Here is a 26,204-nt window from a genome sequence, read left to right on the forward strand (position 1 = left end):
ACGGCCCCGGTATCGCCCAGTGCCACACCCACCACGCCACCGGCGGCATCCGCCCCGTCGGCGCCGAAGACGTCGGCCGTGTCTCCGTCGGTCAGCACGTTGCCGCTGACGTTCTGCTCACCTTCCGCCGCACTGTCGGTGTTGGCGTAAGCCGTCGGCACGTCGTCCTGGATGTTGATGTAGATCGTGCCGGTCTCGGTGTTGCCGTTGGCGTCTGCCACCTGATAGGTGAAGCTGTCGGCGTTGTCGACGACGTTGGTGCCGTCGTTACCGGTGGTGTCGTCGGTCACCGGACTGGTCAGCGTGTAGGTGTAGCTGCCGTCACTGTTGACCTGGATCTGGCCGTAGGTGCCAGTCGCAGAGCCCACCAGGCTGTAGGTCAGCGTGCCCACGCCACCCGTGGCAGTGACGCTGTCGTTGGCGGTCTCGGCCGGGCTGCCCGGCAGGCTGCCGGTCACCGTGCCCACCGCCAGGTCATCACCGTCGGGCAACGCATTGGTGTCCAGCGCGGCCTCGTCCACCGTGACGTCGTCATCGTCCGGTGCCATCAGGCCGCTGTCGGCCACATCGATGGTCAGGGTGCTATAGGCCAGATCACCATCACCGTCCTTGATGGTGTAGGTGAACACGTCCTGCGCCCCGCTGGGGACCGTGATATTGGCCTTGGCGTCGTAGTCATAGCTGCCATCGGCGTTCAGCGTCAGGTAGCCGTAGGTGCCTTCCAACTGGGTGCCCAGGGTGGCGCTGTCATCCAGCACGGCCCCGGTATCGCCCAGTGCCACACCCACCACGCCACCGGCGGCATCCGCCCCGTCGGCGCCGAAGACGTCGGCCGTGTCTCCGTCGGTCAGCACGTTGCCGCTGACGTTCTGCTCGCCTTCCGCCGCACTGTCGGTGTTGACATAGGCCACCGGCCCGTCGTCGTTGACGTCGATGGTCAGCGTCGCCGGGTCGGAGACATCCCCGTCACTGTCGGTGACCCGCACATCGAACAGGTCCTGCACCTGGTCGGCACCCAGGATGGCGTCGGCGGTGTCGTGATCCAGAGTGTTGTCGCTGAGCGTGTAGCTCCAGCTGCCGTCGGTGTCGACGGTCAGGGTGCCGTAGTCACCGCTGACTGTGGTGCCATCCGCGGCAATCACGACCCAGGTGCCCGACGCGTCCTGTACCTCGATCTGGTCGAGGGTGTCGGCGCCGGTGGTGATCTGGAAGGTGCCGGTCACGGTGGTGGTAATCGCCGCCCCGCCCTGGCCACTGCCGTCGGCCAGCGCGGATTCCCACACGGTGTCGCCGTCCTCGTTGAGATCCGGGGTGGTGACCGTGGGCGTGGAGTCCTCGGCGATGCTCAGCGTCACCGTGGCGGTGCTGGTGTCGCCATCTGCATCGGTGAGGGTGTAGGTGAAGCTGTCGCTGCCTTCGGCACCGGCATTGGCGGTGTAGGTAAAGGTGCCGTCGTTGTTGTAGACCACGCTGCCCTGGGTGGGCGCGGTGGCCACGGCCACCCCCGTGGTCAGGTCAACGCTGTCGGCACCGGCGGTGTCGTTGGCGAACACGTCGATGTCGACGCTGCTGTCCTCGGCGATCTCGCCCACGGCATCATCCACAGCCGCAGGCCCATCATCGGTGATGGTAATGGAAAGCGTCGCCGGGGCGGAGACATCGCCATCGTCATCGGTGACACGCACGGCAAAGGCTTCTCCGGGCACCTGGTCGCTGGCCCCGGTCTGGCCGGCCAGCGGATGATCGAGGGGTTGGGTCAGGGTGTAGGTCCAGCTGCCATCCGGGTTGACGCTCAGCACGCCATAGGCGCCCTGCACCTCGGTGCCGGCCGCGGAGATGGTCACCCAGTTACCCGCGGCATCCTGAACCTCGATCAGGGCCAACTCGTCGCTGCCGGTATCGATCTGGAAGGCACCGGCGGTAGTCGCCACGCCGCCGCCGCTGCCCTCCTCAAGGGCAGACTCCCAGACGGTATCGCCATCACCGTTGAGGTCCAGCGCGGTGACGGTCGGAGTGGAATCCTCTTCGGCCTGGGCCAGGAAGGTATCCTCCGGGAACTCACCGCTGTCGAGCGTGCCCATCCCGAACGCATAGCTGAGGGGGCTGAGCGGTTCGGTGATACGCGCGAGCATCACGAAGCTGTGGCCGCCTTCCGCACCGCCACCGGGTCCGGCACCCGCCGCCGTGGGATCCAACTCGGCGAGCAGATCCCCCTCGCCTTCGTCGATGGCCGTCAGCAGGGCTTCCAGATCCTCATCGAGGGCACTGGCCTCCTCCTCGGCCACCGCCTCCTCGCCACCGAGGTCCGGGGTCATGGCCACCTCCTGGCCGCCCTGGATGACGGTGGGATCGAGATTGTCGCCGAAGTCGAGCTCGACGCGGGCACCGTCGGCGGTGACGAGGACCTCGCCATCCTGCAGGGTGTCACCGATGCTGAGCTCGCGAAGGTTGCCGTCGGCGTCGCGCGCCCAGGCCTGACCGGTGATGGCGGTAACGGTAGCGATGGTCATGGTATGACTCCTGCAGGGTGTTCTGGCGATAACAGGCGTGCCGACGCACGCCCGGTCAATACATTGAAGCTAGGCAATAACCATGGGGCGGGATATTGGACCGATGGACAGTAGGCGGCGGCAGTTGATCTACGTCACGACATCGGGGCAATCGCCGGGAGACAAGGGAGTGGGAGATGGACCGGACTCACCGTCTTGCTCACTGGCTGGTATCGGCGATCGCTTCGTGGGTCGGTGACAGCCGCAGTACCAGCTGCATGCGGTCGCGCACACCCAACTTGCGGAACACCGCGCCCAGGTGCGCCTTGACGGTACGCTCGGTGATGTCGAGCCGACGCGCCACCTCCTTGTTGCTGTAGCCCTCCATCACCGCCAGGGCCACGGCACGCTCACGCTCGGTCAGCTCAGCCAGGGCCTCGCTGCGCAGGCGCCCGGCACCGCCCAGGGCCTGGAAGGCGCCGCCCACCACCCGCGCCATCAGCTCCGGCGGCACCCAGATCCCCTGGTTCATGATCACCAGCCGGGCCTGGCGCAGCAGCTCCGGCGGTGAGAGGGCGTGCACATAGGCCCGGGCACCACTCTCGAGCGCCTGGAAGGCCTCGGCGGCGCTGGGGGAATAGGTCATCACGCCCACGGCGGCGCCGCGACGCTGCAGCTCACCGACCCGCTCAGGCCACTCCGGCACGTCCGCCATCACCCAGACGCAGTCGCCTCGCACCAGTCGGGCATCGAGGTCATCCGGGCGGATCAGGCGGGCATCCTTGAAGGCCTCCTGCCAGCGTGGAATCTCGTCGTGGCCCTGACTGACGAAGTAGGTCGCCATCTATCGTTCCCCCATCGAATTGCTCCACGCCCGCAGCACGGGCTTGAGCATGAACTGCATCACGGTGCGCTTGCCGGTCATGATATCGACCTGGGCGGTCATGCCGGGGATCACCTCCATCTCGGGATGGGCACTGGCATCCTCGGTCGAACGCACGCGCACCAGGTAGAAGGTATTGTCGTTGTCGTCGGTGATGGTGTCGGCGCTGATGCGCTCCAGCTCGGCCTCGAGGCCGCCATAGATGGCGAAGTCGTAGGCGGTGAGCTTGATGGTGGCGGGCTGACCGGGACGCAAGAAGGCGATGTCCTGGGGGGCGATGCGCGCCTCCACCACCAGCTGGTCATCCGAGGGCACGATCTCGACCACCTCCTGGCCGGGCTGGGCCACACCGCCCAGGGTATTGATATTGAGCCGCTGCACCACGCCATCGACCGGCGAGCGGATCTCGGCCAGGCGTACGCGATCCTGCAGACCGGTGCCAGACTCCTCCAGGGCACTGAGGTCGCCGATGGTCTGGCTCAGGTCGTTACGCCAGTCGTTGCGGCGCTCGGCCCCCAGCTCGCGAAGCTGGGTCTCGGCCTCCTCCACGGCGGCCTGCAGGCGTGACACCGCCGCCGCCGCCTGGTCGCGCTCACCGGTGGCGCGTGATACCTCGCGACGCAGCCTGAGCACCTCCACCTCGGAGACCGCCCCGGAATCCAGCAGCGGCCGGGTCAGGTTGAGCTCCTGGCTGGCCATGTTCGCCTCGCGCTGGGCGGTGTCGCGACGCGCCCGCGCCTCCCGGAGCTCCTCCTCGCGCTGTCGGATGCGGTCGCCCAGCACATTCTCCTGCTCGCGCAACTCCTCGCGGGCGCTCTCGTAGGCTTCACGCTCCTGGGCAACGATATCCGGCGCCTGGGCACGCAGTTCCTCGGAGGGCGCGAAGGGGGTGTCGGTGACCAGCGCCCGCAACCGCTCGGCCCGGGCCTGCAGCGACTGGATCTGGGAGCGATTCTCGCGGAAGTTGGCCAGGTAACGCGTCGGGTCGATGCGCATCAGCACCTGCCCCTGCTCCACCCGTTCCCCCTCGCGCACCAGGATATCCTGCACCACGCCGCCGTCGTAGGTCTGCACGCGCTGGAGCTGGCTGGTGGGAATCACCCGGCCGGCCCCGCGGGTCACCTCGTCGATGGGCGCGAAGTAGGCCCACACCAGCAGGGCGACGATGGCCAGCAGCACCACATAGAGGAACCAGCGGGCACGGATCGGATCCTGCTGCAGGCGGGCCCAGTCGGCATCGCTGGCCCAGTCGCGGTTGAGGTGCGCCGCGGTGACGCGCTTGGCAAACAGGCGATCCATGAAGGGGCGAAACGGCTTTCCGCCCACCTCGGAGAAGCGCCCGATCGCCTCGAAGCCACGCTGTTCGGCGCTGGCACCCTGCTTCCTGGCCATCAGCGTGCCCTCCCGATCTGTCCCTTGCGCAACGCCTCGACCACCTTGTCGCGGGGCCCATCGGCCATCACCCGGCCGGCGTCGATGACGATGATGCGGTCCACCAGCGACAGCAGCGAGGTGCGGTGGGTCACCACGATCATGGTCTTGCCCCGCGCGTAGCTCTTGAGGTTGGCCTTGAAGGCCTCTTCGCTGGTGTGGTCCATGGAGCTCGTCGGCTCGTCGAGCAACAGGATCTGCGGGTCATTGACCAGCGCTCGGGCCACCGCCACCGACTGGCGCTGACCGCCGGAGAGCGCCTGCCCCCGCTCGCCCACCGGCAGGTCGACCCCATGGGGGTGGCCGTTGACCAGGCCCTCCAGGCCGCTGAGCTTGATCGCCCGCAGCAGCGCCTCATCATCCACTCCCTCGCTGCCGCCACCGGCAACGATGTTCTCACGCAGGCTGCCGTAGAACAGGCTGACGTCCTGGGGCACATAGCCGATCTGGCGGCGCAGCTGGATGGGATCGAACTGACGCAGGTCCACGCCATCGATCATCACCGCTCCGGCGGTGGGCTCGTAGAGTCCCAGCACCAGCTTGTTGAGGGTGGTCTTGCCACAGCCGATGCGGCCCAGCAGCGCCACCTTCTCGCCGGCCTGGATGGTCAGCGAGACATCGCGCAGCGCCTCGTTCTCCTGCTCGGGATAGCGCAGCGAGACCTTGTCGAAGCGGATCTCGCCGCGGATCACCGGGCGACTGACGAACGCCTTGCCCTCGGGGCGCTCCACAGGACGCTCCATCACGCCGTTGAGCGACTGCAGCGCGGTGGAGGACTGGTGGTACTGGGCCAGCAGCGCGGCGGCCTGGCTGACGGGCGCCATGGCCCGGGAGGAGAGCAGGTAGGCGGCGATCAGGCCACCCTGGGTGAGGTTACCCTCAATGATCTGGTAGACGCCGATGATGATCACGCACACCGCCACGCTGTGCTGGGCCCACAGCGCCACGCTGGAGACCGAGGAGCTGACCAGGCGCAGCTGGGCGGCGGTGCGCGAGAGATAGGCCGACGCCTTCTCCCAGGTGCTCTGGATGCGGCTCTCGGCGCGCAGTGTCTTGACGGTCTCCAGCTGGGAGACCGACTCCACCAGGGTGGCGTTACGCTGGGCGCTGACCCGCCAGGTGGTCTCGGAGAGTTCATGCAGCTTGCCCTGGGCGGCCATGGCGTAGAGCAGCACGAAGACGATGCCCACCAGCACCGGGATCACCAGCGGCGGGCCGATCAAGGCGATGATGGCGGCGAACATCAACACGAAGGGCAGGTCCACCAGCGCCACCACCGTGGCCGAGCCGATGAAGGCCCGCACCGCCTCGAAGGACTGCAGGGTGGCGGCGAAGGAGCCGGTGGAGGCCGGCCGCGCCTCCATGCGCAGCCCCAGCACCCGCGCCATGATCGACGACGAGAGCTTGACGTCGGCGCGGCTCGCCGCCAGGTCGACGAAGGCATTGCGCATCAGGCGCAGCACCAGGTCGAAGCAGAGCACCACGAAGATGCCCACCGCCAGCACCCACAGCGTCTCGGTGGCGTGGTTGGGCACCACCCGGTCGTAGACGTTGAGCACGAACAGCGGCATGGCCACGGCGAACAGGTTGATCATCACCGAGCCGGCGATGACGTCGCGGTAGAGCTTGCGATTCTCGCGGATCACGCCCCAGAACCAGTGCCGGGAATGCTGGCGGTTCACCTCGGGGCCGCGGGCATCGAAGTGGAAGCGGGGGCGCACGTAGATGGCCTGGCCACTGTAGCTGGACTCCAGGCCGTCCAGCGCCACCTCGCTCTCGGCGTCGCCCAGCTCGGGAAAGATGACCCTGGCCTTGCGTGCCTTGAGGTCAAGCCCCAGCAGCACGCAGGCGCGCCCCGGCTCGAGCAGCAGCACCACCGGGAAGAGTGCCGGATTGAGCTGCACCAGGCGGCTCTTGACCAGGCGCGCCGACAGGCCGGCACGACTGGCGGCGCGGGGGAAGACGCCGGGCGTGAGGCGCCCCTGCTCCAGGGGCAGCCCGGCGGTCAGGGATTCGGCGGTGGTCGGCCTGTCGTGGCAGGTGGCCACCGTCTGCAGGCATTCCAGCAGTTCATCCTGAACCGCGGAACGCGATGAACCTTCCGATGACTCAAGCGGCTCTCTCTGCGTCACACACACCTCTTTTCATCGAATGGCCCCACCGGCACTAGGTCGATGGGGCCAGGGTAGCACCGGGGAAGAGTCCGTCTCCCCCGGCATAAGGCCGCAGGGCGCTCAGCCGCGGGAAGCGACCTCCGGGGCCAGTTGCACGTAGCTCGCCGGCTCCGCCGCCACCAGCGCATCGATCTCGGCATAGAGACCGCCGGCCACGGGGGCGAAGTCGGCCGCCGTGGGCGCCGGCACGCCCCGGGACGCCCTGACGGCCGAGCGCGACGCCAGGGCGTCGAGGGCCGCGGGGCGGAAGTCGGTCATGTCGAGGTTCTCGCCGACGCGCTCCAGGGTCACCTCGACGCGACGGTTCTGGCGACGCCCCTCCACGGTGGCATTGGTGGCCACCGGCTCGCGAGAGCCGTAACCACGCGTCTGGAGCAGGTCGCGATCCACGCCCTGGCTAGCCAGGTAGCTGGCCACGCTGTCGGCGCGCCGCTGGGAGAGCGGATCGTTGATGGCGTCATTGCCGGTGGTATCGGCATGGCCGGCGATGAAGACCCGCGCCAGGTCGGTGCGGCCACGGATCTGCTCGGCCAGGTCCGAGAGCTCGCGGCGCGCCTCGGCGGAGAGCTCGGCGCTGTTGATCTGGAAGAGGGCGTCCGCGGAGAGGGTGATGTCCGGTGCCCGGGTGGGTGCCTCGATGCCGCCGGTGAAGTCCGCCAGGGTAAAGCCCATGGGGCCGTCCGCCGGGCAGATGGTATCGGGATCCAGTGCAACGCCGTCGCTGCCCATCTCGGCCAGGGTCGGCATATCATCGCGCACCACGCCCAGGGTCTTCATCAGCTGCCCCATGGCCGCCAGGGTGCGGGCATCGGCCAAGGCCACATCATACTGGGCATTGACGAAGGCGCGACTGGCCTCGAAATATTCATTCTCGCTGTCCAGCACGTCGAGCAGGGTGCGCTGGCCGATATCGAACTGTTGCTGATAGGCACCGCGCACGCGGTCGATGGAGAGGCGGTGCTGGTTGAGGTACTGGAGCTGCTCGCGCAGGCGCTGGGTATCGTTGTAGGCGATCTGGGTGGTCTGACGAACGTCGATGCAGGCCTTCTCGCGCAGGTTGATCGACTGCTCGACGCGGTTGCTGGCGGCACGGAACGCGGCCAGATCGCTGCCGCCGCGGTAGAGGTTCATGCTCGCCACCAGCTCGATGCTCTGGCGCTCGCGATCGCCGATGCCATCGAAGCCGCTATCGTTGCGATATTCACCGGCGCGCCCGCGCAGGTCGAGGCGCGGATGGAAGGCGGCCTTGGTGCCCTCGCGCTCGGCGCGGCTCGCCGCGATGTTCTCGATGGCGGCATGGAACTCCGGGTTGCCCTGGAAGGCCATGTCCAGCGCCGCGGCGACGTTGGGCGGCAGGCGGTCGTCGAGCTCCGGCGCCGGCGCCAGCTGGGCGGCGGGCAGTGCGCCGACGATACGCTGGAAGCGCGCCGTGACGTCATGCAGGTTGGAGGCCTCGGTCATCAGGTTGGACTCGGCCAGGGCCAGGCGGCCGCTGATCTGCTCGAGGTCCACCCCGCGGCCGGCGCCCGACTGCACGCGCTCCTCGATCTGGCTGAACACCCGCAGGTGGTCGGCATAGTTCTGCTGGGCCAGGCTCACCAGCTCGCGGTAGCGACGCACGTCCAGGTAGGCGCGTGTCGCCTCCAGGGTGACATTCTCGCTGGCCCCGATCAGCTCGTAGTAGCGCACCAGCTTGGCGCGGTCGAGGCGCTCCACCTCGCTGGCGGTGGCGAAGCCGTCGTAGATCATCTGGGTCAGGGTGATCTCGGCCAAGCGGGTCTCGTAACTGCCGCTATGCGGCTGGTTAAAGGTACCCACCTCACCCTCGCGATATTCGCGACCGATGCCGGCATTGACGTCGACGCTGGGCAGGTAGTTGCCGAAGGCGACATCCACATCGTTGTCGGCGGCGCGCAGGCCGTTCCAGGCGGCATGCACCTCGGGGTTGGTGGTCAACGCCTGGCGCACCACGCCGGTCAGGTCCGCCGAACCCGGTGCGGCGAGGCCCGGCGGCAGGCTCTGGGCCACCGCGGCAGCAATCGGCATGAGGGTCAGGGCGGCACCCAGGGTGGCGGCACCGGCCAGACGACGAGAGGATGACGTTGCGAGTGTGCGATTCATGACGATTCCCTTGCGATGAATGATCTGGGGATTCGGCAATGAACTCCCGCAGAACACGAGCTTGCTGTTATCGGGCCACAGCCGCTGCTTCTTCCGCGCGACCGGTGCTTCCTTTCCCGCCTGAAGGCTCCCCTGAAGCTTGGCTACGTCAATCACGCCCACCTGTCTCGTGGCCGCTGACCCCGACTCATCCCGGGTGACCAGATTACTCAGACCAGCGTCATGACGTATTTGTAACTTAGCGTAACTCAAGGCGCGGCGTTGTCCAGCACAATTCAGCTTCCTGAACCAGGAGATTGTGATTTTGTGATATGCGACAAGGCTTCCCCCAACTCCCGGGCCCTCACCTACTGCGAATAAACGTGCTATCGTCACGACCATCGACACGGCCGGTCATCACAAGGAGAACGCCATGTCCTCATCGGAAATCCAGAAAACGCGCGTCATCAATGAGTTGCGGGGCTTCATCAAGAAGCTCCTGCAGGACCCCAGAATCCTCGAACAGTCGCTGGAGGTCGCCCGCCGCCACCTGCCGGAAGGCCATTCCGAGGCGGTCATGGCGCGCATCGCCAACGAGATCTCCAACACCACCAGCGTGCATATCCCGGAGGACCCCGCCGAGCACTCCGAGGCAGACAAGCTGTTCCTCGAACTGCTGCGCGAGGTGGTCGGCGAGGAGCAGGCGCTCTACTGAGCCCTGCCTGACTCGATTCCCGCACCAGTGACGCCCGGCGATGGCCGGGCGTCGTCGTGTAAGAGCCATGGGCAGGCGGCTCTGGTAGAATGGTAAATCCTTGTTTTTACTAGAGCTGTACAACCTCTACCGCCATGTACTACCTGCTCAAGCTGTTCCCCGAGATCACCATCAAGTCACGCTCCTTGCGTCGACACATGACCCGCTGCCTGGCCGCCAACGTGCGCAATACCCTGAAGCCGCTGGACCGACGCATCGCGGTGCGCGATGGCTGGGACCTGCTGCGGGTATCACTGCCCGGGAATGCCAGCCCGGCGCTGATCGACGAGGCGGAAGCCCGCCTCACCCGGATGCCCGGCGTTCAGGAAGTGCAGGAGGTTCGCGAGGTCGATTTCACCGACATCGACGAGATCGCCGCGCAGGTGGTGCCGCGCTGGCAGGCCCATGTCGCCGGGCGGCGCTTTCGCGTCTCGGCCAAGCGGCGAGGCCGGCACGACTTCTCCTCGGAGGATCTGGAGCGCCATCTCGGCGCGGCGCTGCTCGCCGCCGCCCCCGATGCCCGCGTCGAACTGACGCGCCCCGAGGTGACGGTGACGGTGGAGGTCGTGGACCATCGTCTGCGCCTGATCGATCGTCGCCTGGCCGGCCTCGGCGGCTACCCCCTTGGCGTGCAGGGACAGGCCATGGCGCTGATCTCCGGCGGCTACGACTCACCGGTGGCCGCCTGGCGAATGATCCGCCGCGGCATCAAGACTCACTTCCTGTTCTTCAACCTGGGCGGCCCCGAGCATGAGCGGGGCGTGCGCGAGGTGACCCACCATCTCTGGCGGCGCTACAGCCTGTCACACCGGGTCAACTTCATCTCGGTACCCTTCGAGCCGGTGGTCGGCGAGATCCTGCGCAACGTGCCGGACGGCATGATGGGCGTGGTGCTCAAGCGCATGATGGCGCGCGCCGCCTCGCGCCTTGCCCGGCGCGCCCGGGTGCCGGCGCTGGTCACCGGCGACGCCATCGCCCAGGTCTCCAGCCAGACCCTGACCAACCTGGCGCTGATCGACGATGCCAGCGAGCTGCCACTGCTGCGCCCGCTGCTCACCGACGACAAGCAGGCGATCATCACCCAGGCCCGCGAGATCGACACCGCGCGCTTCGCCGAGACCATGCCGGAGTACTGCGGCGTGATCTCGCGGCGCCCCCATACCCGCGCCCGGCGCGACCAGATCGCCGCGGCCGAGGCCGACTTCGACTTCGCGGTGCTCGATGCCGCCGTCGACGCCGCCGAGATCACCCGCATCGACCGTCTCGTCGAGACCGGCGGCGCCGCGCCTGCCGCCCAGGCCGACAACCGGGTGATGGAGGCCCACGCGGGCGACGATGTCAGCGTCATCGACATCCGCCCCGAGGGGGAGCGAGAGGCGTCCCCGCTCCCCCTGACGACGGGACGGCGCCTGGAGATTCCCTTCTACGAGCTCCAGCAGCGCGCTCCACAGCTACCCGATGACCGCCACTACTTTCTCTACTGCGACCAGGGGGTGATGAGTCGCATGCAGGCCCTGCACCTGCATGATCGCGGCCTCACCCATTTCGGGGTCTACCTCGCGTCCTCGGCGCGTTGAATTTGCTGCCTCAACCGGCGCGGGAGCGTCTACGCTGGAGGGAAAGATACCTTTCGTTACACGAAGGGGCACCCCGGGAGCGAGACGATGGTCAGGCGCAGGCGTCAGGCCCCATGCAGAGACCCCGGAAACGGCGAGATAGTGCTCGACGACGGCTGGCCGCAGCCGCCGCGACTGGCCGAACCCCGCGAGGCCCCGCGGCGACGGCGGTGGCCCTGGCTGCTGCTCGTCCTCGCCCTGGTCGGCACCACCGTGGCCGGCCTGGTGGTGGCCGAGGTTCGCTCCTCGGAGTGGCAGGCCCGCGAGCTCTCCCGCTATGCCGGAGAGCTCAGCTACACGCTGGCACCGGGCCCCAGCGCGCGCTGGCAGCCGCCCGCGCATGGGCCCTTCGATGCACGCCTCGGCTACACCCGCCTGGCCGATTTCCAGCGCCGGCTGCTGCAGAGTGACTTCGCGATCGAACAGCAGGCGCGCTTCTCGCCGGCGCTGCTGCGTTATACCCGGCGAGGTTTCTTCCCCCCCTATCGCGAGAAGGCGCGGGCCGGACTCGATCTCGCCGGCTGCAGCGGCGAGCCGCTTTACCACTTTCGCCATCCACAGCGCCACTATCCCGACTTCGAGTCCATCCCGCCCCTGGCGCTGGCGATGCTGCTGTTTATCGAGAATCGCGGCCTGCTGGACACCGAGAGCCCCCACGCCAATCCCGCAGTGGACTGGCCGCGCTTCGCCCGCGCGGCCCTCTCCCAGGTAAGCGAGGCGCTGGACCTGCCCGGGCAGTCCGCCGGCGGCAGCACCCTGGCCACCCAGATCGAGAAGTACCGCCACTCTCCCGGTGGCCTCACCCACTCGCCCATGGAAAAGCTGCGCCAGATGCTATCGGCCAGCGTCCGAAGCTACCGCAATGGGCCCGAGACCCTGAGCTCTCGCCGCGATATCGCCCTGGACTACCTCAATACGGTGCCGCTCGCCGCCGTCCCCGGCAGCGGTGAGGTGCACGGCCTGGGCGATGCCCTCTGGGCGTGGTTCGACGCCGACTTCGCCGTCACCAACCGGCTGCTGCACGAGGCGCCCGCCGCCACGCCGCCCACCGCGGCCCACGGCCAGGCCCTGCGCCGCACCCTGGCGCTGATGATCGCCCAGCGCCGCCCCAGCGGCTATCTCAATGCCGGGCGGGAGTCCCTCGAGGCACTGACCGACAGCCACCTCGGGCTGCTGTCCGAGCATGGCGTGATCTCCCCCGCGCTTCGGGATGTCGCCCGGGCCCAGCGGCTGCGCTTCCGCGACTTCGCCCGGGACCCCATCCGCCCAAGGGTCGAGGCCGGCAAGACACTGCAGGTCGCTCGCACCCGCCTGGCGGGGCTACTGGGCGTCTCGCTGCAGGTGCTGGACCGCCTCGACCTCTCGGCCACCACCACCCTCAACGCCGCGCTGCAGGCGGCCGTCACCGAGCACCTCCACCGGCTCGCCGACCCCGAGTTCGCCGCCGAGCAGGGGCTCATCGGCGAACGCCTGCTGGATGCCGACAGCACCGCCGCGGTGCGCTACAGCTTTACCCTGCTGGAGCGGGGCGATGCGGGGTTCGACGTCCGCGTGCAGACCGACAATGACGACCAGCCCTTCGACCTCAACCAGGATGGCAAGCTCGAGCTCGGCTCCACCGCCAAGCTACGCGTGCTGGCCAGCTACCTCGAGGTGGTCGCCGAGCTTCACGCCGAGTACGCCGGTCAGCCGGTCGAGACGCTGCGAGCCCTGACGGTGGATCGTCGGGATGCCATCCGTCGCTTCGTGATCGACAGCCTGGTCGCCCGACCGGAGATCAGCCTGGCCGAGCTGCTCGAAACCGCCATGCGGCGGCGCTACTCGGCGAGCCCCCATGAGGCCTTCTTCACCGGCGGCGGTCGCCACACCTTCAGCAACTTCAGCCGGCAGGACGACCGCCGCCGACCGACCCTCGAGGAGGCGCTGCGAGAATCGCTGAACCTGCCCTTCGTGCGCCTGATGCGCGACCTGGTGCAGTTCACCATTCATCAGGAGGCGGATCGCCGGCGCCTGCTGGAGGACGATGATGACCCGCGCCGCCTCGACTACCTGGCGCGCTTCGCCGACCGCGAGGGGCGCGTCTTCCTGCAACGCTTCTGGCGCAAGTACCGCCACCTCGACACCGCCGCACGCCAGGAGGCCCTTCTCGGCGGCCTCAAGCCCGATGCCCGCCGCCTGGCCGCGGTCTTCCGCTACCTCTACCCCGAAGGCGACGCCATCGCCCTGACCGCCTTCCTCGCCGAGCGCCTGGACGACCGGCGGCGGCTCGATCTCGACCTCACCGCCCTGCACGAACGCAGCGACCCCAGCACCCTCGGCCTCTCAGACCAGGGCTATATCGCCGGCGTACACCCGCTGGAACTGTGGCTGGTGGGCTTTCTCATCGACCGCCCCGACGCCGACTACGCCGATGCCGAGCGGGCCAGCCGCGAGGCGCGCCAGGAGGTCTATGGCTGGCTGTTCCGAACCCGCCACCGCGGGGCCCGGGACTCACGCATCCGCACCATGCTGGAGACGGAGGCCTTCACCGAGATCCAGCGACGCTGGGAGCGGCTGGGCTACCCCTTCGCCCACCTGGTGCCGTCGCTGGCCACGGCGCTGGGCAGTTCCGGCGACCGCCCGGCCGCCCTGGCCGAGCTGGTCGGCATCATCCTCAACGACGGCGTACGCTTGCCCACGAGACGCATCGACTCGCTGCATTTCGCCGCCGACACTCCCTACGAGACCCGCTTCGTCGCCGACGCCTCTCGCGCCCGGCGGGTCATGGCCCCGGAGGTGGCCGCCACCCTGCGCCGCGCCCTGGGGCAGGTAGTCGAGGGCGGCACCGCGCGGCGCCTGCAGGGTAGCTTTGCCCTGGCGGATGGTACCCCGCTTGCCCTGGGCGGCAAGACCGGCACCGGCGACAACCGTTTCCAGACCGTGACCGCCTCGGGCCAGGTGATCCACTCCGAGACGCGCAGCCGCACCGCCACCTTCGTCTTCCACCTCGGCGACGACCACTTCGGTACCCTCACCGCCTATGTCCCCGGCAGCGACGCCGCAAATTTTGCCTTCACCTCGGCACTGCCGGTACAGGTACTCAAGGGCATGGCTCCCCTGCTAACCCCCTACCTCATCCCGGGAGAACAGAGCCGCTGCCGCCCAGGCTCGCCACCCGAGCCGCTGATGGCCGACGACACCCGCCAGCCCAACGACGCCTCCTGAACCCGCAGGACAATCGCAGCTAGCTATGCTGCGATAGCGAAAGGCGCCGGGGACAGGTCGGAGAGGGGGTCCGAGGACCAGGGGTGAGGAGCACTGCTCCGAACGGGCTGGCCATGGATGGACAGCACCGGACCTGCAAGCGGAGCGGGACGCGAGAGCGCAGCAGGGCCGAGGTAGCGCCCAGGGAGGGGTTCACAGCGCCTCCTCGAAGGCTTGTCGCCAGATCAGCCCAAGGCTGCACGCTATCTTCGATATCCCTGCCCAAACCCGCCTGCCGGGTGCAGTCAGGCGCCATCCCGGCTACAATCGAGCGTCTGATTTTCCTGGGATTCAAGAGCCGATATGTCGACGAACGCCACGCGCAAGATCCTGGTCACCAGCGCCCTGCCCTACGCCAACGGCGCCATCCACCTCGGCCACCTGCTCGAGTACATCCAGACCGATATCTGGGTGCGTTTCCAGAAGAGCCGCGGCCAGCAGTGCCACTATGTATGCGCCGATGACGCCCACGGCACCGCCATCATGCTGCGTGCCGAACAAGAGGGCATCACCTCCGAGGCGCTGATCGACCGCGTCAGCCGCGAGCACCAGGCGGACTTCGCCACCTTCGGCGTGGCCTTCGACAACTATCACTCGACCCACTCGACCGAGAACCGCACCTTCAGCGAGCTGATCTACACCCGCCTGCGCGACAAGGGGCATATCGCCACCCGGGACATCGAGCAGATGTACGACCCGGTGAAGGGGCTGTTCCTGGCCGACCGCTTCATCAAGGGCACCTGCCCCAAGTGCCAGGCAGACGACCAGTATGGCGACAACTGCGAGGCGTGCGGTGCCACCTATACCCCGGCGGAGCTGATCGACCCGGTGTCGGCGATCTCCGGTGCCACCCCCGAGGTGCGCGGCTCCACCCACTATTTCTTCAAGCTGCCCGACTTCGCCGACTTCATGCACCGCTGGATCAACGACGGCCACGTCCAGCCGCAGATCCGCAACAAGCTGATGGAGTGGTTCGAGGCCGGCTTCAACGAGTGGGACATCTCCCGCGACGCTCCCTACTTCGGCTTCGAGATCCCCGACGCCCCGGGCAAGTACTTCTACGTCTGGCTCGATGCGCCGATCGGCTACCTGGCCAGCTTCAAGAACCTCTGCGACCGAGAAGGCCTCGACTTCGACAGCTACTGGCACAAGGACAGCGACGCCGAGGTCTACCACTTCATCGGCAAGGACATCGTCTACTTCCACGCCCTGTTCTGGCCGGCGATGCTGCATGGCGCCGACTTCCGCACCCCCACGGCGGTCAACTGCCACGGCTTCGTCACCGTCAACGGCGCCAAGATGTCCAAGTCCCGGGGCACCTTCATCAAGGCCGCCACCTACGCGGACTACCTGAACCCGGAGTACCTGCGCTACTACTTCGCCGCCAAGCTCACCTCCCGAGTCGACGACCTGGACCTCAACCTCGAGGACTTCGCCGCCCGGGTCAACAGCGACTTGGTGGGCAAGGTGGTCAACATCGCCAGCCGCTGCGCCGGCTTCGTCAAGAAGCTGGGGGGTGGCAAGATTTCCGCCCACTGCGCCGAGCCCGAACTGGTGGCCCGCTTCATCAGCGCCGGCGACGAGATCGCCGAGCAATTCGAGGCCCGCGAGTTCGGCCGCGCCATGCGCCTGGTGATGGAGCTGGCCGACGAGGCCAACACCTATATCGCCGAGGCCGAGCCCTGGGTGCTGGCCAAGCAGGCGGGTCGCGAGCAGGAGGTGCTGGACATCTGCTCGGTGGGCATCAACCTGTTCCGCCAGCTGATGGTCTACCTGGCCCCGGTGGTGCCGTCCATGGCCGAGGGCGCCCGCGAGTTCCTCAGGCTCGACACCCTCGACTGGCATAGCCGCCACGCGGTGCTGCTGGACCACGAGATCGCCAAGTTCAAGCCGCTGATGACCCGCGTCGAGCGGGAGAAGATCGACGCCATGATCGAGGCGTCAAAGGAGGACCTGGTGGAAGAACAGAAGCTCAAGGAGACCCCCAAGGGGCCCCTGGCCGACGAGCCGATCGCGCCGGAAATCGCCTTCGACGACTTCATCAAGGTGGACCTGCGCATCGCACGCATCGCCAAGGCGGAGTACGTCGAAGGCGCCGACAAGCTGCTCAAGCTGACCCTGGACCTGGGCGGCGAGAGCCGTACGGTGTTCTCCGGCATCCGCGCCGCCTACGCCCCCGAGGCGCTGGAGGGAAGGCTCACCGTGATGGTCGCCAATCTGGCGCCGCGCAAGATGCGCTTCGGCGTCTCCGAGGGCATGGTGCTGGCCTCGGCCAACGACGAGGGTGTCTACCTGCTCTCGCCGGACACCGGCGCCGAACCCGGCCAGCGGGTGACCTGAGCCACCGTGAGTCGCCGTGACCTGATCGAGGCCATCGACGCCCTCCTGCCCCAGACCCAGTGCGGCAAGTGCGGCTTCGATGGCTGCCTGCCGTATGCCGAGGCGATTGCCGAGGGCGAGCCGATCAACCGCTGCCCGCCCGGCAGCGAGTCCACCCTCGCCCGGCTGGCCGAGCTGACCCGCCAGCCCGAGCGCCCCCTGGCGGAGCCCGCCCAGTTGCCGCTGGCCGCGGTGATCCGCGAGGCCGAGTGCATCGGCTGCACCAAGTGCATCCAGGCCTGCCCGGTGGACGCCATCCTGGGTGCCGCCAAGCGCATGCATACGGTGATCACGGACGAGTGCACCGGCTGCGAGCTGTGCGTGGCGCCCTGCCCGGTGGACTGCATCGACCTGGTGCCCCATCCCGCCTGGCAGGCCGCCGAGACCGACGCCGAGCGCGACGCCTACCTGGCACGGCGCGCCGAGCTGGGGCGTCGTCGCCATCGTTTCCGCCAGTTGCGACTGGCACAGGAGGCCCGCGACAAGCGCCTGGAGCGCCAGAAGCGTTTGATGCAGCAGCGCCGGCGCCCCGACAGCGCCGGCGGCGCCGCCACCTCGGGAAGCTCAGTCGTGAAGCGCCAGCGCAAGATGGCGCTCAAGGCCGCCGAACAGGCCGTCAAGCGTGTGCAGCAGCAACTGGAAAGTGCCCGGCGCCGCGGCGATGCCGACGCCGAAGCCACCGCCCGCGCCCAGCTCCCCGAGGCAGAACGCTTGCTCGCCGAGGCCAGAGGCGCGTTGGAGCAGGCAGGCACGGACGAATAACCCGATGACACCTTCCCGACTCACCGCGCGGGCTAATCCGGCGACAGGCCATGGTGCAGGTCTATAGAGGTTCATCACGAGCTGTCGTAAACCCGTTGGCAGGGAGTGGTGGGAGTCCGGGTTTTCCCGGGCGAATGGAGGCCGCAGGCCTCCTGGCGGTGATCGCAACAGACAGAGCACCACCTCCGGGGCGCCTTCGGCGCCATTCGCGCGGCAGAGCCGCCCTCCCACAATGCGACTTCACGCTAATGGGCGAAGAACCAGGAAACGGAACACCATGAACGCCCAGAAACGCTTTGAAATTTTCGCGCGGCTGCGCGAGCACAACCCCGAGCCCACCACAGAGCTCCACTGGGCGAGCCCCTTCGAGCTGCTCGCCGCGGTGCTGCTCTCCGCCCAGGCCACCGACGTGGGCGTCAACAAGGCCACGGCCCGGCTCTTCCCCGTCGCCAACACCCCCCAGGCGATCATCGACCTCGGCCTCGAGGGGCTCAAGGAGCACATCAAGACCATCGGCCTCTACAACACCAAGGCCGAGAACCTGATGAAGACCTGCCACCTGCTGGTGGAGAAGCACGGCGGCGAGGTGCCCGAGACCCGGGCCGCCCTGGAGGCGCTGCCCGGCGTGGGGCGCAAGACCGCCAATGTCATCCTCAACACCGCCTTCGGCCAGCCCACCATCGCCGTGGATACCCATATCTTCCGGGTCGCCAACCGCACGGGCATCGCCCGGGGCAAGGATGTGGTCGAGGTCGAGAAGAAGCTGCTGCGGCATGTGCCGAAGGCGTTCCGCCAGGACGCCCACCACTGGCTGATCCTGCATGGCCGCTACACCTGCGTGGCGCGCAAGCCCCGCTGCGGCAGCTGCGTGATCGAGGATCTCTGCGAGTTCAAGGAGAAGACCGAGCTGTAACGGGGCAGCCGTTGACCACCGAAGGCTGGCATCGACCGCCGGAGCCTGCTTGACTGGCGGCAGGCCCCGACGAGTTCACTCCATGGAAGCGCTGAAGTATCTGCTGTTGCCGCCGGTCATCAATGTCCTGCTGATCCTGGGTGGCCTGGCCGCCGGCACCCGGCGGCTGACGGGCAGGCTGCTGATCGCCCTGGGCCTGGCCAGCCTGCTGGCGCTCGCCACCCCGGTGGCGAGCCACGCCCTGCGCCAGGGACTGGAGCCGCCGCCGCTCTCCGGCCCAGCGGCCCTGCGCGGCGAGGGGGCCATCGTCATCCTCGGTGGCGGCCGCGACTACCAGAGCCCCGAGTTCGGCTGGGGCGACGCCCCCGCCAACCCCACCTGGCGACGCCTGGCCTACGGCGCCTGGCTGCAACGCGGCAGCGACTGGCCGATCCTGGTCAGCGGCGGCCGCGTCCATGACGAACACAGCGCCGAGGCCAGCCTGATGGCCGCGGCACTGCGCGAGGTGTTCGGGGTGCCGGTACGCTGGCTCGAGGGCGAGAGCCGCAACACCGCGGAGAACGCCCGCTTCAGTGCGGCCATGCTGGCCGGTGCGGGGATCGAGCGCGTCGCCCTGGTCTCCCAGGCCTGGCACCTGCCCCGGGCAACCGCCGAGTTTGAGGCCGCCGGCCTGACAGTGATTCCCGCCCCCACCGAGTTCGCCAGCGCCCCGTCGCCGGGACTCCACGCCTGGATCCCGCGCGCCTACCATCTCAACCAGAGCACCCGCGCCCTGCATGAATGGCTGGGCCGCGGGGTGGGCTGGCTCAAGGCCCGGCTCCCGACACGCTAGAAGCCCTCGGACTCCAGGCGCTCGGCCAGCTGCTCGAGGATCTCGATGCCCTGCACGTCGGTGGGCAGCCAGGGCAGCCGCGGGCGCGGCAGGTGACCCAGCTCCTCGTCGATGCGTGCCAGGTAGGTGGCTTCCTGCTCGCGTCGGGCCCGCAGGAACTCCCCGTCGGCATCCTCGGGGATCACTCGGTTGACCAGGGTGCCCGCCACCGGGACATGGGCCTCCTCCAGGGTCGCCACCGCGCGGGCGGTCTCGAGGATCGGCAAGCGTTCCGGCGTGAGCACGAACAGGAAGCCACTCTCGTCGGCATTCTCGATGCGCCGCCGCGCCTGGTGGAACAGGCGCCGGCGATCGATCAGGGTCTTCGCCACGTCGCGGGTCTTCTCGTCGAGGTCGGCGAGTCCATCCTCCTTGGGATCATCGAAGGGCGAGGCGACATCGCGGCCGCGCTTGGGCGTCAGGTGGGAGAGCACCTTGCCCAGCTCTTCGGACTTGCGGTTATGGGCCAGCAGGCCATCGGTCCAGGCCGCCATGGCTTCGGGCAGGGTCAGCAGCCGCAGGGTATGGCCGGTGGGCGCGGTATCGAAGATGATCAGGTCCCAGTCGGCCTCGTCGTCGGTGATGATCCGCGCCAGCCGCTCCAGCAGCGCCGCCTCCTGGGTGCCCGGCGACTGCCGGGTCAGGCGCATCTGGCGCTCCAGCTCGGCCATCATCTCCGGCGCCGCATAGCGGCGCATCTGGGCGGTGACACGGGCCAGATGGGCCTCTACCTCGGCGTCGGGGTCGATCTCCATGGCGTCGAGGTTGGGCAGCAGCCGACGGGGCGTGTCGGCCAGCTCGCGGTCGAACACATCGCCGAGGCTGTGGGCCGGGTCGGTGGAGACCACCAGCACCCGCTTCCCGCGTCGGGCGGCGAGCACCGCCAGGGCCGCGGCCACGGTGGTCTTGCCCACCCCGCCCTTGCCGCCCACCCATAGCAGGCGCTTTTCCAGTAACTGTTTCATATGACTCCAGTGGCAATGAACTGAGGGCCGCCAATACAGATCGATTCAGGCCCTCGGAGCTAGACCGGTGACATCCCTTCGGGGAGGCGCTGTGAACCCCTCCCTGGGCGCTACCGACGCCATCCCTGGCGTAGGACCTCCCCTACGAGATGTCACCGGCGCTCCTCGGTCGAAGCCTGCTGCTGATTCTGTTCAGCAACACTTGAAGTGATCCAGCGGCGAACGCTCCATGCCCATGCGGCGGTGCCAGTCGTGGAAGCGCTCCAGCAGCAGCGGCTGCAGCTCCAGGGTGTAGTAGGCCGCCGGGTTGGGGACTCCCATCATCTCGGAGAACACCAGCAGCATGAACAGGTCGTCCTCGTCTCGACGGGCGCGGGCAATCGCGCCCCGATAGGGGGAGGAGTAGACCTCCTCCGCGAAGAAACGGGCCTGGCTAAGCCAGGCCCGAATCCGTTCGAGACGAGCCTCACGACGCTCCTTGCCGTCGTTGTCGCTCATCCTTCTCTCCTTCTGTTCACTCCTGCTTGGCAGGCGCCTCGTTGCGCAGCCGCTTGAGCGCGGAGACGCACTCCAGCGCCACCAGGATCGCGGCGACCAGCACCACGATATCCAGCACCAGCAGGAAGGTGTTGCCCTGTTCGAAGAAGGTGCGCAGCTGGATCAGCAGCGCGGCGATGGTCATCACCAGCAGGAAGGCCAGGGGGGCCAGGGTGTACCACATCGGGCGACCCAGGCGCACCAGCATCACCGTGACCACCAGCAGGGTCAGGCCGGCCAGCAGCTGGTTGGTGGTGCCGAACAGCGGCCAGATGATCAGGCCACCGGAGCCATCCGCGCCGCCGGCGCCGAAGGCCAGCAGCAGGCAGCTGCCCACCGCCAGCAGGGTGGCCACGGCCGGCTTCTTCATCCACGGCTGGTTATAGATCTCGCCCCACTCCTGGAAGATGTAGCGCTGCAGGCGCAGGCCGGTATCCATGGTGGTGCCGGCGAACAGCGCCGCCATCACGGTGAGCAGGGTCGCCGCCGTGGCTTCCGGCAGGCCCAGGCCATTGTGGATGATGAAGGCGCCGCCCTCGACGAAGGCGTTGACGCCACCCTGGCCGAAGGCGGTGTACATCGCCTCCCAGTCGGCGAGGCTGGCGAAGCCGGCCGTCGCGGCGAGGATGGCGGCCAGCGCCAGCATGCCCTCGCCCACGGCACCGAAGTAGCCGACGAAGCGGGCGTCGGTCTCCTTGTTGAGCTGCTTGGAGGTGGTGCCGGAGGAGACCAGGCCGTGAAAGCCGGAGATGGCGCCGCAGGCGATGGTCACGAACAGCAGCGGCAGCAGCGAGGGCGTGCCGGCCGGTACGTTGTCGTTGAAGGCCGGGGCGATCATGCTCGGGTTGAGCAGCAGGACGGCACCGTAGAGGACGATCAGGCCGACGAAAAGCTGCAGGCCGTTGATGTAGTCACGCGGCTGCAGCAGCACCCATACCGGCAACAGCGAGGCGATGGCGGCATAGCCGAACAGCAGCAGGATCCAGATGGCGTTACCCGAGACGCCGGCCACTTCCGCGGGCATCTGCAGCGGCACGGAGGGGCCGATGCCGATCAACGCATAGAGGGCGGCGACGCCGACGATGGAGACCATGGGCAGGCTCATCTTGCGGCGATAGATCATCTGGCCGATCACCAGGGCCACCAGGATGGCCCCCCACACCGGCACCACGGCGCTGGAGAAGTTCATCATCAGCCCGGCGATCACCACGGCGAATACCGCGTTGACCATCAGCAGCACCAGGAAGATGACGATCATGAAGATGCTGCGGGCACGCTTGCCGACCACATCGCCGGTCAGGGCGCCGACCGACTTGGCCTTGTTGCGCACGCTGGCCCAGATGGCCCCTGAGTCGTGCACCCCGGCGAAGAACATGGTGCCCAGCACGACCCACAGGAAGGCCGGCACCCAGCCCCAGATCACCGCGATGGCGGGCCCCACGATGGGGGCGGCGCCAGCCACGGACGTGAAGTGGTGGCCCCACAGTACGTAGCGGTTGGTAGGCACGAAGTCGACGCCGTCCTCGAACTCGTGGGCGGGCGTCTTGAAGTCGGGATCCAGTCGGTAGATCTTCTCGGCGATGAACTTCGAGTACAAAAAGTACCCGGCCGCCATCGCGGCAAGACCCAGGACCAGGACGAGGATGGCACTCATGGCGCACTCCTAGCAGATGGGTGTGGGTTGAACAGGATGCAAGGCCCCGCTACGAGAGCCTGCAGGCAATGGTCTAACCTTGTTACCGCCGCGTCCATGTGCTTCGTCAGCTAATTACTTTATTTACGACCAAAGTATTAGACGCCATCCCGTTGGCGGGCATCAGTCGGCGTGGAGCCCGAACTCGCCGATACGCGCCACCGTCCGCCGATAGGCCTCGCGCTCGCGGCACGCCGCGAGGAAGGCCTGCAGGCGCGGATAACCCTCCAGGCCGCCCCGGCTGGCCAGGGCCAACACCGGGAAGCTCATCTGGATGTCGGCGACACTGAACGCCTCACCGGCGAACCAGGGTCCCTGGGCCAGCTCTCCCTCCCAGAAGTCCACCAGGCGCCGGATCTCCGGCCCGAGGTACTGCTGCTCCACGCCGCGCGCAAACATCCTGCCCAGCGGGCGCGCCAGGGCCGGCACCGGTGGCTGACCGAGCCGCGAGAACACCAGCCGCATCACCAGCGGCGGCATCGCCGAGCCCTCTGCATGGTGCATCCAGAACCGGTAGCGCTCGAAGGCCTCGCTGCCGCCTGGCGGCACCAGCCGACGCTCGGGGTCGTGATGCTCGACCAGATAGTCGAGGATCGCCCCCGACTCGGCCAGCACGCGCTCGCTTCGGCCAGGGTCCCGGATCAGCGGCGACTTGCCGAGGGGGTGCAGCTCACGCAGGGCCTCGGGGGCGAGCATGGTGGCCGGGTCGCGACGGTAGGTCACGACCTCGAACTCGACACCCAGCTCCTCGAGCAGCCACACGACCCGCTGCGAACGGGAATTTTCCAGATGGTGTACCTCGATCATGCCACTCTCCCGATTGTCCATGGGCTCACCCTAGCACGGCAGAATGCGCGCCTCCTGCCAAGGTCGTCTTTGCCCGGCCACCGGCGGCCACTTAGACTGACGGCAACAACGACGATAAATAACAGGAGTGCGTCATGGCCAAGGTGCTGGTGGTGGACGATGAGCCCAATATTGTCCTGTCGCTGGAGTTCCTGATGCAGCAGGCAGGCTTCGAGGTGGTCACCGCCGAGGATGGCGAGAGCGCCCTGGCGCGGGTCGAGGAAGGCGTGCCGGACCTGGTGCTACTGGATATCAGCCTGCCCGGCATCAGCGGCTTCGATGTCCTCGAGCGCCTGCGGGGCGATCCGACCCACGCCCGCCTGCCGATCATCATGCTCACCGCCCATGGCCGGGAGGTGGAGCGCGAGAAGGGGCTGGCGCTGGGCGCCGACGACTATGTCACCAAGCCGTTCTCCACCCAGGCGCTGGTGGAAAAGGTCAAGTCCCTGCTCGCCGAGGTGTCCTGATGGCGCGCCTCCTCTCCGGCATGCCCCGCCGCCAGCGCCTCATCGGCCTGTGGCTGCTGCTCAGCGGCGTCAGCATCTTCGGCGGCGCCACCTTCGCCCTGTGGCTCGACACCCTGTTCCAGCCCCAGGGCATCGCACGCCTGGTGCTATGGGCGGGGTGCTTCTCCGGCGGCGCTACGATCTTCCTGGTCGGCCTGCTCCTCGAACGCCAGCTGTTTACGCCGCTGCGCCACCTGCAGGTGCAGCTGGCGCGCCTGGTGGCCAATCCCGACGCCCGCGACGACTACCCCCCCGAGGGCTGGTTGCGCGCCCTCGGTCCCGACCTGGTGCGGATGCGCGAGGCGTGGCGCAGCGACCGCACTCGCTTGGCCACCGCCCACGCCGAGGGGGCGCGTAGCGCCGCGCGTATTCGTCAGGAGCTCGAGACCCTGCTGCAGGTGCTCGACACCCCACTGCTGCTCTGCGACCACCACCGCCGCATCCTGCTCTTCAACCAGGCCGCCGAGACACTGTTCGAGGACCACACCAGCCTGGGGCTGGGCAAGCGACTCGAGACCCTGCTGCCCGCCGCGAGCCTGCAGGATGCCCTGCGCCAGCTGCCCGCGAATGGCGCCCCGCGCGAGGTGCTGGTGCCCAGCGGCGAGCGCTGGCTGCGCGCCATGCTGCGCCGGGTGCCCGGCAGCCACGGCGAGACCCTGCTGACCCTCACCGACACCACCGCCGCCTGGACCAGCGAGATGGGCGCCCGCGCCGAACTGCTCGATGGCCTGCCACGGCTGCGCCGCCACGGCGCCAGCCTGACCAGCGCCGCCGACGCCCTCTCCGCCCTGCCGGAAGGGGCCGGGGAGATGCGCCGTCGGCTGGAGAGGGTGATCCATGAGGAGAGTCAGGGCCTGGGCGAAGACATCGAGGGCCTGGCGTCCCTGGTCGAGCGCATGCAGCAGGAGGGGGAGCGGCTGGTGCCGCTGTGGTCCAACGACCTCTGGGCCAGCCTCAACGAACGCCGCCCCGTCGAGCGCCAGGTGACCGCCGTGGGCATGCCGGCCTGGCTCAAGGGCGACGCCAGTGCCCTGCTGGTACTGCTTGGCTCGCTGCTCGACACCCTGGAGGCGACGCTGGGCGAGACGCCCCTGGAGGGCGAGGTGTGCCTGGGTAACAAGCGGGTCTACCTCGACCTGATCTGGCAGGGTGCGCCGCTCTCCGAGCGGCATCTGGGCGAGTGGCAGCAGCGACGCCTGGAGTCGTTGCCCCTCAATCCTCGGGTGGCCGACGTGCTGCGCCAGCACGCCAGCGACGCCTGGAGCCTGGCCGATGACGACGGCCAGCATGCCCGCCTGCGCCTGCCCCTGCATGCCGCCGAGCGGGTCGGTGCGCCGCGTGCGGCGACCCCGCCACGCCCCGAGTTCCACGACTTCGGCATCGCCGACCTGCCGGCCCCCGATGCGGAACTGGCCGCGCGCCCGTTGCGCGCCCTGGAGGTGGTGGCCTTCGACACCGAGACCACCGGGCTGGAGCTGCGCCGCGGCGATACCGTGATCAGCATCGGCGCCTGTCGTATCGTCAACGCGCGGCTGCTGGCCAGCGAGACCTTCGATCTCTATGTCGATCCGGGCAAGTCGATTCCGCCGGCCAGCACCGCCATCCACGGCATCACCGACGATGCCGTGGCCGGCGCGCCCCCCCTCGCCGTCGCCCTGCCGCGCTTCCGCAACTACGTGGGCGACGCGGTGATCCTGGCCCACAACGCCGCCTTCGACCTGCTGGCCCTGCAGCCGCCGGGCGCCGGCATCGATCTGGACATGCCGGTGCTCGACACCCTGCTGATCTCCCGGGCCCTCGATGCCAGCCTCGACGGACACGACCTGGATACCCTCGCCGAACGCTACGGCCTCACCTTCCCGCCCGGCACCCGCCATACCGCCCTGGGCGATGCGCGAGTCACCGCCGAGCTGTGGCTCTCGCTGCTACCCCGCCTCGAGGCCCGCGGCATCGATACCCTGGAGAAGGCGCTGGCCCTGCAGGCCAGCGCCCTCAACAAGGAGGACGCCTGTGCGTCATGACCGCCACCGCTGACCACAGGG

18 protein-coding genes are annotated in these 26,204 nt (G+C 68.3%); 9 read left to right on the forward strand and 9 right to left on the reverse strand.

Annotated elements, in window-relative coordinates:
* The 5 genes from RAN53_RS01875 to RAN53_RS01895 form a co-directional block, all read right to left on the reverse strand.
* A partial coding sequence (locus RAN53_RS01875) for a retention module-containing protein (protein WP_305795128.1) occupies positions 1-2,510 on the reverse strand: 2,510 nt, incomplete at its 3' end.
* Positions 2,511-2,709: 199 nt separating this feature from the next.
* Positions 2,710-3,333 carry a helix-turn-helix transcriptional regulator gene (locus RAN53_RS01880; RefSeq protein ID WP_305795129.1) on the reverse strand — a complete coding sequence of 208 codons (624 nt, stop codon included), beginning with the start codon at positions 3,331-3,333 and terminating at the stop codon, positions 2,710-2,712.
* Positions 3,334-4,764, reverse strand: a complete 1,431-nt coding sequence (locus tag RAN53_RS01885; RefSeq protein ID WP_305795130.1) for an HlyD family type I secretion periplasmic adaptor subunit — start codon at positions 4,762-4,764, stop codon at positions 3,334-3,336.
* Entirely contained in the window at positions 4,764-6,935 is a 2,172-nt protein-coding gene (locus RAN53_RS01890; protein ID WP_305795131.1) for a type I secretion system permease/ATPase, read from the reverse strand. The genes RAN53_RS01885 and RAN53_RS01890 overlap by 1 nt, the downstream gene beginning before the upstream one ends.
* A gap of 102 nt (positions 6,936-7,037) precedes the next feature.
* Positions 7,038-9,098, reverse strand: coding sequence for a TolC family outer membrane protein (locus RAN53_RS01895; protein WP_321169812.1), 2,061 nt, complete (start codon positions 9,096-9,098; stop codon positions 7,038-7,040).
* 412 nt (positions 9,099-9,510) lie between these two features.
* Between RAN53_RS01895 and RAN53_RS01900 the strand changes: the two genes are divergently transcribed.
* The 7 genes from RAN53_RS01900 to RAN53_RS01930 all read left to right on the forward strand — a co-directional run bounded on the left by RAN53_RS01900 (position 9,511) and on the right by RAN53_RS01930 (position 19,576).
* Entirely contained in the window at positions 9,511-9,792 is a 282-nt protein-coding gene (locus RAN53_RS01900; protein WP_305795132.1) for a hypothetical protein, read from the forward strand.
* Between the two features lie 134 nt (positions 9,793-9,926).
* Positions 9,927-11,408, forward strand: a complete 1,482-nt coding sequence (gene thiI / locus RAN53_RS01905) for a tRNA uracil 4-sulfurtransferase ThiI (protein WP_305795133.1) — start codon at positions 9,927-9,929, stop codon at positions 11,406-11,408.
* A gap of 141 nt (positions 11,409-11,549) precedes the next feature.
* Positions 11,550-14,651 (forward strand): transglycosylase domain-containing protein, encoded by a 3,102-nt coding sequence (locus RAN53_RS01910; RefSeq protein WP_305795134.1) that lies wholly within the window; start codon positions 11,550-11,552, stop codon positions 14,649-14,651.
* 342 nt (positions 14,652-14,993) lie between these two features.
* On the forward strand, positions 14,994-17,030 hold the full coding sequence (gene metG, locus RAN53_RS01915) for a methionine--tRNA ligase (RefSeq protein WP_305795135.1): 2,037 nt from the start codon (positions 14,994-14,996) through the stop codon (positions 17,028-17,030).
* A gap of 6 nt (positions 17,031-17,036) precedes the next feature.
* Positions 17,037-17,831 (forward strand): RnfABCDGE type electron transport complex subunit B, encoded by a 795-nt coding sequence (locus RAN53_RS01920; RefSeq protein WP_305795136.1) that lies wholly within the window; start codon positions 17,037-17,039, stop codon positions 17,829-17,831.
* A 277-nt stretch (positions 17,832-18,108) separates the two neighbouring features.
* On the forward strand, positions 18,109-18,744 hold the full coding sequence (nth, locus tag RAN53_RS01925; RefSeq protein ID WP_305795137.1) for an endonuclease III: 636 nt from the start codon (positions 18,109-18,111) through the stop codon (positions 18,742-18,744).
* Between the two features lie 82 nt (positions 18,745-18,826).
* On the forward strand, positions 18,827-19,576 hold the full coding sequence (locus RAN53_RS01930) for a YdcF family protein (RefSeq protein WP_305795138.1): 750 nt from the start codon (positions 18,827-18,829) through the stop codon (positions 19,574-19,576).
* Here the strand turns inward: RAN53_RS01930 and RAN53_RS01935 are convergent.
* The 4 genes from RAN53_RS01935 to RAN53_RS01950 all read right to left on the reverse strand — a co-directional run bounded on the left by RAN53_RS01935 (position 19,573) and on the right by RAN53_RS01950 (position 23,617).
* Positions 19,573-20,580: an ArsA family ATPase gene (locus RAN53_RS01935; RefSeq protein ID WP_305795139.1), complete on the reverse strand. Its 1,008-nt coding sequence runs from the start codon at positions 20,578-20,580 to the stop codon at positions 19,573-19,575. The genes RAN53_RS01930 and RAN53_RS01935 overlap by 4 nt on opposite strands.
* Positions 20,581-20,772: 192 nt before the next feature.
* Positions 20,773-21,078, reverse strand: coding sequence for a cory-CC-star protein (locus RAN53_RS01940; protein WP_305795140.1), 306 nt, complete (start codon positions 21,076-21,078; stop codon positions 20,773-20,775).
* A 16-nt stretch (positions 21,079-21,094) separates the two neighbouring features.
* Entirely contained in the window at positions 21,095-22,771 is a 1,677-nt protein-coding gene (locus tag RAN53_RS01945) for a carbon starvation protein A (RefSeq protein ID WP_305795141.1), read from the reverse strand.
* 162 nt (positions 22,772-22,933) lie between these two features.
* Positions 22,934-23,617 carry a glutathione S-transferase gene (locus RAN53_RS01950; RefSeq protein WP_305795142.1) on the reverse strand — a complete coding sequence of 228 codons (684 nt, stop codon included), beginning with the start codon at positions 23,615-23,617 and terminating at the stop codon, positions 22,934-22,936.
* A 134-nt stretch (positions 23,618-23,751) separates the two neighbouring features.
* Between RAN53_RS01950 and RAN53_RS01955 the strand changes: the two genes are divergently transcribed.
* Positions 23,752-24,123 carry a response regulator transcription factor gene (locus tag RAN53_RS01955; RefSeq protein ID WP_305795143.1) on the forward strand — a complete coding sequence of 124 codons (372 nt, stop codon included), beginning with the start codon at positions 23,752-23,754 and terminating at the stop codon, positions 24,121-24,123.
* Complete coding sequence (locus RAN53_RS01960; RefSeq protein WP_305795144.1) at positions 24,123-26,183, forward strand: exonuclease domain-containing protein; 2,061 nt, start codon at positions 24,123-24,125, stop codon at positions 26,181-26,183. Before RAN53_RS01955 ends, RAN53_RS01960 begins: the two co-directional genes overlap by 1 nt.
* Positions 26,184-26,204 lie beyond the last annotated feature (21 nt).

The sequence above is a fragment of the Halomonas sp. SSL-5 genome (genome assembly GCF_030708455.1).
Classification (GTDB): Bacteria; Pseudomonadota; Gammaproteobacteria; order Pseudomonadales; family Halomonadaceae; genus Halomonas.

Excerpts from the sequence above, each read along its gene's own strand:
- RAN53_RS01880 (WP_305795129.1), bottom strand. The coding sequence starts at position 3,333 with ATGGCGACCTACTTCGTCAGTCAGGGCCACGACGAGATTCCACGCTGG.
- RAN53_RS01885 (WP_305795130.1), bottom strand. The coding sequence starts at position 4,764 with ATGGCCAGGAAGCAGGGTGCCAGCGCCGAACAGCGTGGCTTCGAGGCG.
- RAN53_RS01895 (WP_321169812.1), bottom strand. The coding sequence starts at position 9,098 with ATGAATCGCACACTCGCAACGTCATCCTCTCGTCGTCTGGCCGGTGCC.
- RAN53_RS01900 (WP_305795132.1), top strand. The coding sequence starts at position 9,511 with ATGTCCTCATCGGAAATCCAGAAAACGCGCGTCATCAATGAGTTGCGG.
- thiI (WP_305795133.1), top strand. The coding sequence starts at position 9,927 with ATGTACTACCTGCTCAAGCTGTTCCCCGAGATCACCATCAAGTCACGC.
- metG (WP_305795135.1), top strand. The coding sequence starts at position 14,994 with ATGTCGACGAACGCCACGCGCAAGATCCTGGTCACCAGCGCCCTGCCC.
- nth (WP_305795137.1), top strand. The coding sequence starts at position 18,109 with ATGAACGCCCAGAAACGCTTTGAAATTTTCGCGCGGCTGCGCGAGCAC.
- RAN53_RS01930 (WP_305795138.1), top strand. The coding sequence starts at position 18,827 with ATGGAAGCGCTGAAGTATCTGCTGTTGCCGCCGGTCATCAATGTCCTG.
- RAN53_RS01935 (WP_305795139.1), bottom strand. The coding sequence starts at position 20,580 with ATGAAACAGTTACTGGAAAAGCGCCTGCTATGGGTGGGCGGCAAGGGC.
- RAN53_RS01940 (WP_305795140.1), bottom strand. The coding sequence starts at position 21,078 with ATGAGCGACAACGACGGCAAGGAGCGTCGTGAGGCTCGTCTCGAACGG.
- RAN53_RS01945 (WP_305795141.1), bottom strand. The coding sequence starts at position 22,771 with ATGAGTGCCATCCTCGTCCTGGTCCTGGGTCTTGCCGCGATGGCGGCC.
- RAN53_RS01950 (WP_305795142.1), bottom strand. The coding sequence starts at position 23,617 with ATGATCGAGGTACACCATCTGGAAAATTCCCGTTCGCAGCGGGTCGTG.
- RAN53_RS01955 (WP_305795143.1), top strand. The coding sequence starts at position 23,752 with ATGGCCAAGGTGCTGGTGGTGGACGATGAGCCCAATATTGTCCTGTCG.
- RAN53_RS01960 (WP_305795144.1), top strand. The coding sequence starts at position 24,123 with ATGGCGCGCCTCCTCTCCGGCATGCCCCGCCGCCAGCGCCTCATCGGC.